This window comes from Spirochaetota bacterium (genome assembly GCA_040756435.1).
Taxonomy (GTDB): Bacteria; Spirochaetota; UBA4802; order UBA4802; family UB4802; genus UBA4802.
This window is the reverse complement of record JBFLZD010000034.1, coordinates 1-13,149: the sequence shown is the minus strand read 5'-3', so window position 1 is coordinate 13,149 and position 13,149 is coordinate 1. Positions and strand designations below refer to the sequence as shown.

At 36.3% G+C, this 13,149-nt stretch carries 15 protein-coding genes; 4 read left to right on the top strand and 11 right to left on the bottom strand.

Features of this window, described 5'->3' with window-relative positions; translation table 11 throughout:
* Positions 1-135: 135 nt before the first annotated feature.
* Entirely contained in the window at positions 136-399 is a 264-nt protein-coding gene (locus tag AB1444_10570; protein ID MEW6527099.1) for a hypothetical protein, read from the bottom strand.
* Positions 400-768: 369 nt separating this feature from the next.
* On the opposite strand from AB1444_10570, the gene AB1444_10565 reads away from it, so the two are divergent.
* From AB1444_10565 to AB1444_10555, 3 genes are all read left to right on the top strand, one after another.
* A complete protein-coding gene (locus AB1444_10565) occupies positions 769-1,713 on the top strand; it encodes a hypothetical protein (GenBank protein MEW6527098.1) in 945 nt (314 codons plus the stop codon).
* 52 nt (positions 1,714-1,765) lie between these two features.
* Entirely contained in the window at positions 1,766-2,491 is a 726-nt protein-coding gene (locus AB1444_10560) for a hypothetical protein (GenBank protein ID MEW6527097.1), read from the top strand.
* Between the two features lie 180 nt (positions 2,492-2,671).
* Positions 2,672-3,175, top strand: a complete 504-nt coding sequence (locus AB1444_10555; GenBank protein MEW6527096.1) for a hypothetical protein — start codon at positions 2,672-2,674, stop codon at positions 3,173-3,175.
* Positions 3,176-3,638: 463 nt separating this feature from the next.
* On the opposite strand, the gene AB1444_10550 is transcribed toward AB1444_10555, so the two are convergent.
* The 4 genes from AB1444_10550 to AB1444_10535 form a co-directional block, all read right to left on the bottom strand.
* On the bottom strand, positions 3,639-3,902 hold the full coding sequence (locus tag AB1444_10550) for a hypothetical protein (protein MEW6527095.1): 264 nt from the start codon (positions 3,900-3,902) through the stop codon (positions 3,639-3,641).
* A 48-nt stretch (positions 3,903-3,950) separates the two neighbouring features.
* Positions 3,951-4,412 carry a hypothetical protein gene (locus AB1444_10545; GenBank protein MEW6527094.1) on the bottom strand — a complete coding sequence of 154 codons (462 nt, stop codon included), beginning with the start codon at positions 4,410-4,412 and terminating at the stop codon, positions 3,951-3,953.
* Positions 4,413-4,554: 142 nt separating this feature from the next.
* Positions 4,555-5,100: a hypothetical protein gene (locus AB1444_10540; GenBank protein ID MEW6527093.1), complete on the bottom strand. Its 546-nt coding sequence runs from the start codon at positions 5,098-5,100 to the stop codon at positions 4,555-4,557.
* A 251-nt stretch (positions 5,101-5,351) separates the two neighbouring features.
* Entirely contained in the window at positions 5,352-5,804 is a 453-nt protein-coding gene (locus tag AB1444_10535; protein ID MEW6527092.1) for a hypothetical protein, read from the bottom strand.
* A gap of 490 nt (positions 5,805-6,294) precedes the next feature.
* On the opposite strand from AB1444_10535, the gene AB1444_10530 reads away from it, so the two are divergent.
* Positions 6,295-8,172 (top strand): GNAT family N-acetyltransferase, encoded by a 1,878-nt coding sequence (locus AB1444_10530; protein MEW6527091.1) that lies wholly within the window; start codon positions 6,295-6,297, stop codon positions 8,170-8,172.
* On the opposite strand, the gene thyX is transcribed toward AB1444_10530, so the two are convergent.
* From thyX to rsxC, 6 genes are all read right to left on the bottom strand, one after another.
* Positions 8,165-8,806: an FAD-dependent thymidylate synthase gene (gene thyX, locus AB1444_10525; protein MEW6527090.1), complete on the bottom strand. Its 642-nt coding sequence runs from the start codon at positions 8,804-8,806 to the stop codon at positions 8,165-8,167. The two genes, AB1444_10530 and thyX, sit on opposite strands and share 8 nt — an antisense overlap.
* A 14-nt stretch (positions 8,807-8,820) precedes the next feature.
* A complete protein-coding gene (gene rsxA, locus AB1444_10520; protein MEW6527089.1) occupies positions 8,821-9,423 on the bottom strand; it encodes an electron transport complex subunit RsxA in 603 nt (200 codons plus the stop codon).
* A 24-nt stretch (positions 9,424-9,447) separates the two neighbouring features.
* Positions 9,448-10,056, bottom strand: a complete 609-nt coding sequence (locus AB1444_10515; protein ID MEW6527088.1) for an electron transport complex subunit E — start codon at positions 10,054-10,056, stop codon at positions 9,448-9,450.
* Complete coding sequence (locus tag AB1444_10510; protein MEW6527087.1) at positions 10,056-10,733, bottom strand: FMN-binding protein; 678 nt, start codon at positions 10,731-10,733, stop codon at positions 10,056-10,058. Before AB1444_10510 ends, AB1444_10515 begins: the two co-directional genes overlap by 1 nt.
* Positions 10,734-11,037: 304 nt before the next feature.
* Entirely contained in the window at positions 11,038-12,123 is a 1,086-nt protein-coding gene (locus tag AB1444_10505) for an RnfABCDGE type electron transport complex subunit D (GenBank protein ID MEW6527086.1), read from the bottom strand.
* A gap of 24 nt (positions 12,124-12,147) precedes the next feature.
* Positions 12,148-13,149 (bottom strand): electron transport complex subunit RsxC (gene rsxC / locus AB1444_10500; GenBank protein MEW6527085.1); only part of this gene is annotated, 1,002 nt, incomplete at its 5' end.

Sequence of the window (13,149 nt, the reverse complement as noted above, 5' to 3'; positions counted from 1 at the left end):
AAAAATATACTTTGTGTACGAAATTGGCTTTCTATTTTATAATTTGCGACTTTTTATGTACAGACAAAAAACACTGGTTTAATTATAATAACCAGTGTTTTTGAAGTTATAAAATAAGATGTAGCCTACAAGATTTTATTGAGACAATTTCCCATCTTTTATGATAACTGGTTTACTGCCATTTACTTTAATTGTTGAGCCTGTTTCTTTTATCTTAATTGTTGCACCATCTGGTGCACCACCCATCAGTGTTGTATTGCTTCCAATAGAAGTATTGAGAGTACCATATGTGGTAACTTCAATAGTATATTTTTTTGAATCTTTGTTAACCAGGTCTGCAGCATAAAGCGTTACTGACATACAAAAAACAAGAATAAAAATGAAAATGACTTTTTTCATAGTTAAAACCTCCTTAAACTATAAAAAATTTATGAAGATGCATAAGCATTAATGCCTTCAATTATAAAAGTCAAGTAAAATAGTGTAATATATAAACAAACAATCTATCAAATGATAATAGATGTTAACAATAATTGTATTGACAATTACCATTTATTTTTTATATTTTCCAAAGACGCTTTTTTAAGAGATTTTGTGTACCAATACTATCTATCGCTTAGTGTTTAAACAATTACCATACATTTGTATAATTGCATCAATGAGCTATCTACAGTTAAGCAGGTGCTGTGGTTTTATATTGTTAGATATAAATATAGTGCAAATGTGCTGAAACTATTTCAGCATACTATAATATTTTGGAGGTATATAATGAATACTACAAGAATGTATGCAAAAAAAGGGGTTGAGGCTGCAAAATGGATGTTTTTGCTTTTGATAGTGCTGACCTTTATTCCTGTTTCAGGAGCCGGGCAGGCAAAAAAATCATTAAGCCAGATGTTATGGGAAAGAGCAAAAAAATGCTATTCTAATTTTGTGGATGAGAATGGTGATGGGAAGCCTGATGGTAATGTTATAGATGATTCCAAAAATGGCTATCTCCAAATTTCAGGAAGCTGGCCTGAGTGTGGATGCTCGTGTACTTCAACGGTGGGAGCCTACGTCAACAGTGCTGGTGAATATATATTTTTACAGTCAGATTCATACAAATGCAGCTGGGAAAAAAAGATTTCATCAAATAAAAATTTAAATGATTTAATGCCAAAAGATTTTGGTATACATACATTCATTTCCCAACCGGTACAGGGAAAAATAAATTATCCCGTTTTTTTCCTTAATTTTGAAATTCCCCGCTATGGTACAGATACTAAAGTAACAATTGAACTGGTTCCTTTTGGATTGCGACCTGACGGCAACGGTTTACTGTGTTTTGAATACAGGGAAAAAGAAGGTGCAAAAAATTGTACATCTCTTTATAGGATAGCTGATATAGCAAGATCAATGAAGGATCCAGCTACTCTTGATCATATAATGAAGGGTAATTTTAATAAAATTTCTGCAAAAGATAAAAATGCAGTTATGGATGCTATAGGTAATGATGAAAGTCGTTTTAAATCGCAAAATGATTTGCAGAAAGCATTAAATGAATTATGGAATATATATACTTTATACCAGAGTCTTGAATCTACTGAGGTAGTGTTGGGCTGGTCAAAGCAAGATGGAAGGTTTTCAATTAAAAGTAAAAAAGGAAAACCTGCAAAGATGTCATTTAAGGATTTCTTGATTAACAACAGATTCTGGAGTCCAATGTGTTAATGCACGGTTTAATAGTATCAAATTGTTTTTTAATTATTAAAAAGGCTGTTAGATGACTATTAAGTATATTCTATTATTTTTTTTAAGTATCATAGGGGCATCAGATAATAGCTGGGAAGGAACCTGGTACAGGAATAGTCTAGTAGATAATGCTGAGCTTGTAATTAGTGTGGTAACACAGGATTCTTTTCATTTTGTATTAACAGCATATTCTGGTGCCCATACTGGTGTAATAGAAGGCAATGCAGTGCTAAAAGATAATACTGCTATATGCATTCTGGATTCTGATGATGACAGAGAAATCCACTTTAAACTTACTGCTCATGGTATTGTAGTTACAACAAAGAACTGTGAAGGATATTATGGTGGAGCAGGGGTGGTGTTTGATGGAAATTTTACATCAAAAATAATTCCTGAAGAAGAGCTTGCAGATGAAAGGCTAAAAAATATTATACATGACAGTTTGCTAATAAAAAAGATTAAAAATACACTTGGGAAATCTTATACTTCCTTTGTATATCGCTTGCATGTGATATCACATCAAAAGTGCCTTGATAATTTTAATGCTACGGTAATTGAGGGTTGTGTTGCCGGGATGTGTGATGATATGGCTGCTATTGTTATGTTTACACCTGGCAAACACTTCTACATTGCATGGCTTGAAGAGGATAAAATTTATTATGTGAGCTCAGATGCCAAGTTCAAAAACAAATTGCCAAAAACAATTTCTGAATGGAAAAAACAATTTGAAGATGTTACTCTGATTATAAAATATTAAATAAATACTTTTGACTAAAGGATTTATTTATCAGTATTTTATGTATGGTAGATGAAATTTTTACTGGGTTTGTGTCTAATAAATATAAGGCAATAGTGGAAAGATTGTAAAAAAAAGATTTGGCAATAAGATTTTATGGCATAAACATATCGATTTAACTAACAAAACGCGGAAAGCATTATGTTATTAAATGGTGAATGCAGGGATTTTATAAAATTAATAAAAAAGCATTTCAAATATTTATTCAAAGAATATAAATTTGATGTGGTACATAGCTCATCAGCCAGAGGCGGCGAACATTGTTTAGTGATAATTGAATCTAAGGATTGCCGCATTAAGTTCTATAGCTCGCAGGGTGAGGTAAATATCCTTTTTGGTACTTTATCGTCGCCTATTGGATGGGAAGATGTAATTAATGGATACCGGTATTGGTATTACGCAAGTGCCATAATAGATTTCATAACTAGAACTTCTGTTGACACTGCTCATATATTTTCTAAAGTCCGCGCTTCAAAAAGTGAAGAAGAGCAATTAAAAGATCTATCAGAAAAATTATACCCTTTTTGTGAAGATGTAATACAGCTTTTCAGGGAAGATAATTTTGGTAAGTGGCTTTTTGATTATGAATCGTTTGAAGAGAAACAAAATGCTGTTATAAGAAAACACCTTGAGCGGCTGTCATAAGTCTTTTCCCAAATTTTAGAATGCCCTCTAATTATATTAACCCCACCTGCAGGGTCGTTGAGGCTTTTTTTAGAAAATCCGTCTTTCCCGGACGCACATAAATGCGCACCTTTGATACATCGTAAAACATCATCGCGCTTCCAGAAATGGTTTTACGACCTGTGCAATATAAGCAGGCGTCATTCCCTCGGCAATTTCAATGGGGCATATTCCTTAAGTAAAAAAAGACGCAATTGCAACAAAATGGGGGTGTCCCAAATCAATCCGTGGAGTTCTCAATGACGCGGGTGCAAAGTCATTGCGAGCGTAGCGCTTGCACTGAGCATGTCGAAGTGAAGCAATCTAAATACCACAGAAGACAAGATTGCTTCGTCACTTCGTTCCTCGCAATGACAGTATGGCAAAAGTTATTGCAGAAGATGTCTTTTGAGACAACCCCTTTCTCATAAATTTCCATATCTATTTAGTAGGGAAGAGGTTTTTTAATATTTAATAGAATTATTCCTACCACAAAGCATAGAGCCACCAAAGCAATACCAAGGTATGGAGGTAAATATATAAGACTATCAAGCATTTTTTTTGCAATCACTGAATTTTGTGGATCCTCTGGCAGATATACCACTTCTATTGAGTCGCCAACTTTTAGAGAATCATATATCGATTTATCAAGTGGTATTGTTGCAGTGGTAAACTTCCCCAATCCTGCAACTGAATATGACGTGAACATTAACTTAGCACTACTAGTTGCAGAGTCGAGTTGATTTTAAACTGGATTTTACTTTTTACCGTTTTTGTGATTAAGTGTAATTGCACTATCATCTAAACTATAAAAATTATTTTTATAATCATTATACACTAATGCCGATGAATCCGGATTATCGGGTAGATATATAATTTCAACTTTGCTTCCTTTTTTAATTTTTGAAAGAGTTTGCTTGCTTATCTGCAATGAGGCAGTAATAAACATAAAGCCACTTTGGTTATTATCGCTTCCATGAAACATAGAAACATCACAGAAATAGTTGGTCTTTCTAATAAATTTATAGCGGGGAGAATCTTTAATGCTTCTAATGCCCCATGGTTCTGAACTTTCTTTTTGGTATTTTTTGTATATCTTAGCCTGAGCAGTAATTCCCATTTTCTTAAAATTATTAATCTTATAACCCTGATAAGAAATTATGCCAATCAGGACGGATATAATAATTAAAAAAGCACCTACATATTCCATATATTTCATTTATATCCTCCAGATAATTAAGATTCATTATGTATTAGCTTAATCAAACGTTAATTTAAAATAAGGCTTTCAATACTTAAATCTCTGCCAACTCTGGCAATAGGCTATACACTTCAACTATCTTAAAAATTTGGTGTTTGAATCACTCAACGTTTTCGCTAAACCTTTTCCAGGGATCAAAAATTAACTCATCTGCAGGCCATACTTTGGGGAATGTATAACCAGGTCCGTGAGTAAATTTTTGTATTTCCCATATCTTTTTAGCGTTATCATCAAAATAGATACGGTGTTCAAGTTTTGTTCCGTTAACTGCTCCTCCTGTTATGAACACAAATCGAAGAATCTTATTATGGTCATAATAATAATTGAATGTAAGGCTTGAATCTTCCGAGCCTGCTTCTTCAATATATTTGCGCACGGTATTGTTATTATCGTAATATATAATCTTTTGGGTTGGTTTGTATGGTTGGATGTAGTCAAATGATTTCTTTAATATTTTTAAATTTTTATTTTTTATTTTTGATTCAACTTCTTCATATATCAACCTAATTTTTTTAATATCAGGATGATGCATCCAATTTTTATGGTTAATTTCTTGACTATCAGAAGCTTTCGATATGCTGAATGAGTAAATGAAAAAAATAGTAGTAAAAGATAATATTAAAAAAAGAATTGAGTAAGGTTTCATAAAAACTTACCGTTTCTTAATAGTAAGAAAAATTAAAAAATCATGATTATATAAAATGTCAAGCATTATATAAAGTTGCTGTGATGTTTTATAGATTTGTTACTATCCTCAAATGGTATATTTGTGTCTTAAGTTGTAGTGCAAGTGATATATTAATAAAGAAAGTGTAGAAGCTAATAGACTGATAGACTTTTAACAATGTAAAAGTATATGTATGGTATCTATTGGGCTATTTATATAAGTTTTGACTGCTATTGAGTGGCAAGTTTCACCAATTCTGGGGGTGGTCCCCAGTAAAATTGACAACACGGGATGCCTTCTTCAAGATAAAATGAAAATGTGTAGCCACTAAAGCGATAGTTATCGGTATTATCTTCACTTTCTAATGCGGCAAGATAATCATAAAGATAATTCTCCACACAATAGGCTATAACCTTAGCAAAAGACATCTTACAGACTTTGCGCACATCCATCACAAACTCATACTCATTCTCATACAAATACAGATGTACGCGTTTCCACGTTTGATACCGCTTTCTATATCTCAATCGTGAATAGCTTTTCACCGGGATATGTTTATACGAAAACACATAGTTTATGAAATTTATAATAAACGTATGAAGCGATAGTTTGTGCATAGCAGCATATGATTGAAAAAGCTCTAAGTGTTCATAGGCAATACAGGTGGTTGTTTCTATATTCATATATTTCCTCCAAAGTATTTATACAGCAATCATACTATTATTAGATTATAATAAATTTCAATAAAAAAAATTGGATAACACAATATAAAAATAGGTAATGCAGGTACTTGTACAGTGCACAACAAATATAAGTGTATTACATAGTAAGAAAAAAAACTGCTTTTGCAGATAAACTAAATGCACCTTTAAGTATCGCATAGGGAAGGATAGAATGAAATGTCATGGTATATATGAAAAAATTTTACTATAATATACAAGTATATAATTAAGTTTTCAAAATTCAGTATACAAGCTGCATAAATGATAAAAAGCATAAAATATTGTATTGCATATTTATGGTGTTATAATTACCGTATGGTTAATCTGACCTTTATGATTAATCAAAGTAGTTGTGTAAATAATTGACTAAAATTATATAATAATGTAGAATAATAAGCAGTAGTATAGAATGTATGGCCTATCAATAATACACTGCAAAAAGGAACATACAATGCAAATAAAAAAAACATATAATGATGTATACCAGTCAAAGAAGATTGATTTCCAGAAACTATGTGAAATTATAAAACCAGGTTCCCGTGTTTTTTTAAGCAGTGGCCCCGCAATGCCAGTGTATACTGTTGAGCAGATGATGACATCAGATGCAACCAGCCTGCAGGACTTAGAGATAATACATCTTATCACACTGGGTAATTACCTCAAAACCGATAGTAATCTTTATAAATTCCGACTGAAGACATTCAATACTGGTGAAAGTATTAGCAAAGATATTGAGCAAGGCAAGGCAGATTTTGTACCTGCACATTTAGTGGAAATCCCATTTATTTTTTCCACTGGTGCCATTGGCGTGGATGTTGCTATTATACAGGTTTCGCCTCCTGATCACAGGGGGTTTATGAGTTTGGGCATTGCGATAGATGTTGCCAATATAGTGATTGCAAATGCAAAAACCGTAATAGCTGAAGTCAACCCGTATGTTCCCGTTACCATGGGTGATACTGCTGTGCATATTGACGCCATAGATTATATCATTGAAAGCAAAGCCCCCCTGATTGAAAGAGAATATAAGCGCTATGATGAAATTATGGATAAGATTGGATGGCATGTTGCCAATCTTATTGATGATGGTTCGGTGATAGCATTACATGTTGGACGGCAATTTGATGCAATTGCCAAACACCTGCATAATAAGCGCGAGCTTAAAGTGTATAGTCATGTAGTATCTGATTGGGTTATTGATCTAATTGATTCTGGTGCCATTAAAGTTGACCGGGGCATACGAAATCTTGCTCCAGTGACCTTAAGCTATTGTTATGGCACCCGGATGCTGTATGACTATGTAGACCGAAATCCCATGTTTGAGTTTTTACCACTCATGCGCCTTCTGTATCCAACCGTTGTGCAGCGCATTCCTAAGCTGGTAAGTGTCATGAATGTTAAGAAGATTGATCTGTCTGGTGAGTCAGTAGTATTTTACTCAGGTGATAATTTATTGTCCGGTTATGAAAGCAAGCTGAATTTTGCCGTTGGTGCAGCTTTTTCCCGTGGGGGTAAAGCAATAGTGGCGTTGCGTTCTATTGATCAGCATGGCGATAGTAACATAGTAATACGACACACAGAAACCGAACAGGTGCGATCAACCTTAGGTGTTACCCGGTATGTAGTAACCGAATATGGTGTGGCAAACCTTTTTGGTAAATCAATTCGTGAGCGGGCACTGGCGCTCATAGACATTGCCCATCCCAATCACAGGCTTGATTTGCTTAATCAGGCAAAGGAAGCAGGCCTGGTGTATCCCGACCAGATATATGTAATTGAAAATATTATAAACTATCCTGTGACGCTTGAAACAATGAAAACATTCAAGGATGGCCTTTTGGTTAAGTTTAGGCCCATAAAGCCATCTGATGAAGATATGATGCGAAGGCTTTTTTATCAGTTTTCAGATGAGTCAAAATATCTGCGGTATTTTGCGCGTATACGGACCATGCCGCATAAACAGATGCAGTCGTATGTCAATATTGATTATGACCGGATATTGTCGATAGTTGGCATAATTCAGCATGCTGGCAATGAACGGATTATAGCTGAAGCACGCTATGGATATGATGAAAATGAAAAGACATATGAGATGGCTTTTATAGTTGATGAGGAGTTTCAGGGCAAGGGTATAGCCACATTTATGGCACGATATTTGATGAAAATTGCAAAAGAACGAAATATTGAAAAAATATCAGCAAATGTATTACCGCAAAATGATAAGATGATGAAAGTTTTTGAAAAGTGTGGTGTGCCCTTTACTCAGCGTTTTGAAGATGGAGTAATGCACTTTGATTTTCATTTACAGAAAGCTGATATTGTTATTTGATAAGATCAGATTTTGCAGTACATGTTGATTCATCAATAATGAAATCACCAAAAACTGATGGTGCTGCATCTTGTAGAATTTTAAGCATCTGCATGCATACGCTTCGTATTTCCCACTGTGCTGCCTTTTCCAAACGCAGTGAAAAGATATGTCGCCATTCCCTGAAATTAGCTGAAATGACAATCTGGCTTTCTAACGCATTGGGAAGCACAAAACGTGCATCTTCTTTTTTTATACTTAATTCGCGCAACTTTTTGTAGGTGATGCGTGCCTGTTCCATGAAATCAGTAAAGATGGCTTTTGCTTCATTATTTGCTGCGATTGATGGTGGAATGATAAAATTAAATTCTTCTTCGTTCACGTAGCGCTGCGATTGCTGTGAAAAACTTGCAAGCCTGTGGCGTACCATCTGATGGGTGAATGCACGGGAAGCCCCCAGCACCCTGAATGATGCTGATGCATGTTCCAGTATTGAGTGGTGTCCGTTTATGATGCAGCGACGTATAAAGTTCGCTTCGCTGCCTTCAGTAATTCTGTCAAGTGACAGATAGCATGTACGACCTGCTTCCTCAATGAGCTTTTCGGCATTGGGTGTTATAGCAAGTAGTGTAACTTTAGGGGAATAAATTTCCATAAACTATCGCTTTATTAAAAAATTTTCATACCTGAAAAACCCAAAAATGCCATTGCCATAAGGCCAGCGGTAATAAACGTAATGGGCAGACCTTTAAGGTTTTCCGGGATCATGGCAATTTCAAGGCGTTCACGAATGCCAGCCATAAGCAGCAGGGCAAGCGTGAAACCAACGCCTGCGCCAAAACCCTGCACTACAGAATTAAGAAGACCAAACTCTTGAGTAATAAAGCCCGAATCTATATTAAGAACAGCTACACCTAACACAGCACAATTGGTTGTAATAAGTGGTAAAAAAATTCCAAGCGCCTGATACAGGGCAGGGGATATCTTTTCAATAACCATTTCAACAAGCTGTACAAGAGAAGCTATAACGATAATAAACGCAATAGTTCGTAAATATTCAATGTGAAAAGGTATGAGAACAAATTTATAAATTATAAAAGTAAAGAAAGAAGCCATCGTCATAACAAAGATAACAGCTAATCCCATACCAATGGCCGAATCCAATTTTTTAGAAACACCTAAATAAGGGCATAGGCCTAATATCCTTGAAAGGACATAGTTGTTAATAAAGATAGTGCTGATTAGTATAGTAAAAAGTATCTTAATTTCCATAACGACATTACCTCGCCTGTACTTTTATTCAGTACGTTTAAAAAGTGCTTTCCGTGCTTTTATAACATTCATAGCCCAAAGGAGCAGTCCCAGGGTGAAAAATGCACCGGGTGCAAGTATCATGAGAATTGCTGGTTTCATGCCAGGAATTAACACATATCCAAAAAGCTTATTTGCTCCTAACACCTCACGTATTGTTGCAAGTATAAAAAGGGTTAAACCAAAACCCAAGCCCATTCCTAATGCATCAAGAATGGATGATATAACTGAATTCTTTGATGCAAACTCTTCAGCTCTTCCCAGAATAATACAATTCACAACAATGAGGGGTATAAATATGCCAAGGGCTTTGTATACGTCAGGCTGGAATGCCTTGAGTGTTAATTCAACAATGATTACAAAACTGGCTATAATGGTGATGAAAATTGGTATTCGAACATGTGAAGGAACAATGGTACGTATGGCTGATACAAGGATATTGGAACCCAGTAATACAAATGTCGTTGCTATGGTCATCCAGACAGCATTTGATGCAGATGTGGTTACTGCAAGTGTTGGACACATGCCTATCCCTAATACCAGGATTGGATTTTTTTGCCATACTCCTTTAAAAAATTCCTTGAAGTAATCCATTATTGTACCTCTTGCAGTGTTAAAGCTTTATGTAATTTCTGTATACCTTCTTCAATACTCTGGGTAACTGCTTTAGTGGTGATTGTGGCCCCAGTTATTGCAGTAACAGCATTATGCTGCAATAATTCATCTTTCATTTCCTTGTGCCAGTCGCCCTTTTTTTGAATAGCGATGGGCTTGCCAGCATTCAAACCAATAAATTGCTTTTGAAACCACGATACTTCTTCTTTACTGGTAACACTTTTAGTTATAAAATGGTCAATAAATGTTTCATTGGACGCAACCTCAACACAGCGTGCACCAAGCCCTGGCGTTTCATTCTGCGATAGTATAGTAAACCCCAGAATTGTATTTGATTCATCAACACCAACAATTGATTGCACTGGCCCACTGTATCCTTTTTTGTCAGCTAAAAATGCCCATGCTTTTTTTACTATCCTGTTTTCCTCTTTTGTTGCTATCCAGTAGGTAAAGGATGTGCCATCAACGGTCACTGTTTTTTCCTGCTGTACTGTATAACCAGGCAAAACAAGCGCAAGAGCTGCCAGTTTCTTTTCTTGTTCCTGTTTTGCAATTGGCTCCTGCGTAATCTTTTTCATGAATGATAATGAAAAAGCAGATATAAATCCGATAACACTTATTATAATCGTAGCCTTTACGATATCAGCAGGTTTCATGTAATAACTGTTCCTCGCTTCTGAAAGTATGATTTGATCATTGTCATTTATAACATCGTAATTGTCATTTCGAGCATTTTTTATTGTCATTTCGAGCGCAGCGAGAAATCTTTGTTTCCGTCTTTAAGATTTCTCAGTCGCTTCGCTCCTTCGAAATGACAGTGTAAAAAATACTATGTTCATTGAAATGACAGTGTAAAAAATACTACGTTCATCGAAATGACAGTGTAAATCTATTAAATATAATAACAGTGTAAAAATGCTCCTCAAAATAGGTAATTCCCAGAAAATTTATAATCGGTTACTATCGCGTACCAAATACTTTGGGACGTGTTAGCCTGTCAATTAATGGTGTTACCGCATTCATAAGCAAAATTGAATATGACACACCTTCAGGGTATCCGCCCCACAGACGTATGACCGAAGCCAATATGCCACATCCTATGCCAAAGATAATCATACCACTTTTTGTCACTGGAGAGGTAACCATATCCGTTGCCATGAAAAAGGCACCTAAAATTAGTCCGCCCGATAGTATATGGAAAAGTATGGCATAGTGAAGATTGGGAACACCTAAGAAATAATAATATATTCCCATAATGAGTGCAACAGTTGCTATATATGATACCGGTATATGCCAGGTGATGATGCGCTTCCATAAAAGAAGCAGCGCTCCAACTAATAACAGCAATGCTGATGTTTCGCCAATGCAGCCGCCAATGTTTCCAATAAACAGAGACTTGATCATAGCTTTTGAAAAAAGAAAGTGGTACAACGGCTGTGATTGTAGCGATAGTTCATATAAAACTTTTGGTCCTTCTTTCAAAGCGCCAAGTGGAGTGGCGCCACTGATACTGTCAACAAGCTGTTGTGGCATGGATGGGTCAAATATTGGATTCTGGGTTATAACATAACCACCGGGGAATTTATGCCATAACGTGGTCATTTCAACAGGCCATGAAGCTAAGAGAAAAGCTCTACCGGCAAGCGCGGGATTGAATATATTGTATCCCAATCCGCCAAATAATTGTTTTGCTATGATGATGGCAAACGCAGAACCAATAGCTGGAATCCATAGTGGAACATGTGGCGGTAGGTTCATGGCTAAAAGAAGCCCGGTTATTATGGCTGAGCCATCATGTACGGTTATTGGCTTTTTTAACAAAAATTGTACAATGCCTTCAGCAACTATTGCCGAAATAATTGAAACACCAATAACAAGTGCCACATACAATCCATATAGATAGCAGGAGAAGATAGTTGCTGGCAACAATGCAAGCACCACCAGCCACATGACCAGCGGAACCGATTGGGTATCGCGAATATGTGGTGCGTGTGAAAGCACTAAATCCTCTAACAGGCGTTTTTTGTCAGCATCTTTTATTTCCATGAACAACCCTTCTATATTCTGATATTATCGTTTTGCACTCAGTACTGTCTGAACAACCTTAATAAAATGCGACAATGGGCGTTTAGATGGACATACATATGAACAGGAACCGCACATGATACAATCAAACGGATGCAGCTTTTCAGCAATATCATAACGCTGCTTTTCAACCGCATTACCTAAGTCGCACGGCATGAGGTTCATGGGGCATACCGCTACACACCTGCCACAGCGGATACATGGCCTGAACGAATCCACTTCCACTTCGTCTTTTGCTAAAAATAGAATGCCAGATGTACCCTTAACTATGGGTATATCCATGTGGTTAAGGGCTAGCCCACACATTGGTCCACCCATGATTATCTTTGCAGGATTTTCGGTAAGACCACCACACTCTTCAAGTATGTCAATAACCCGTGTGCCAAACCGCACCTTATAGTTACCGGGTTTTTGTACAATTTTACCGGTGACAGTGATATAGCGTTCAATTAATGGCTTATCAAACAGCACTGCGTCACGAATTGCATAGATTGTGCCTACATTCTGTACAACCACATTTACATCCATGGGCAACCCACCGGAAGGTACCTCTCGTCCTGTAATGGAATAGATAAGCTGCTTTTCGGCGCCCTGGGGATAGCGTGTCCGCAAAGGCATTACGCTGATACCCTCTGATTTTACACTGGTTACAGCTTTCTGTAATGCTTTTATTGCCAGTGCTTTATTCTTTTCAACACCAATGAAAGCTTTTGACACACCCAGTATTTTCATGGATATCTGAATGCCTTCAATGATCTCTTCTGGGTGTGTTTGCATCAGCATATCATCAACGGTAAGGTACGGTTCGCATTCTGAGCCGTTAATTATCAGTGTGTCAATAGTTCTGTTTGCGGGTGGGTTTAATTTTACCGCGGTGGGAAATGCAGCACCGCCTAAGCCAACAATACCTGCAGCCTTGACTTTTTCAAGCATTGCATTCCTGTCCAGTGCTGTAATATCGTTTTTTTCGCGTACCTTGCCGCTTGT